Annotated in this window: 1 rRNA gene; it reads right to left on the minus strand. The window is 53.5% G+C overall.

Annotated features, from left to right (window positions below):
- Positions 1-256: ribosomal RNA gene (locus tag V6B97_RS17275) — 23S ribosomal RNA — on the minus strand; the annotation flags it as partial.

A 256-nucleotide genomic window follows, 5' to 3' on the forward strand; every position in this document is an offset into this window, starting at 1 on the left:
ACCTCTCCTCTTAACCTTCCGGCACCGGGCAGGCGTCAGTCCCTATACGTCGTCTTGCGACTTAGCAGAGACCTATGTTTTTAGTAAACAGTCGCCACCCTCATTTCTCTGCGGCTCCCACGGGCTTGGAGAGTAAATCCTTTCACCCATAAGAGCACCCCTTCTTCCGAAGTTACGGGGTTATTTTGCCGAGTTCCTTGGCCAGAGTTCTCTCGAGCGCCTTGGGTTATTCACCCCACCCACCTGTGTTGGTTTC

The sequence above is a fragment of the Nitratidesulfovibrio sp. 1201_IL3209 genome (genome assembly GCF_036763125.1).
Classification (GTDB): Bacteria; Desulfobacterota; Desulfovibrionia; order Desulfovibrionales; family Desulfovibrionaceae; genus Cupidesulfovibrio.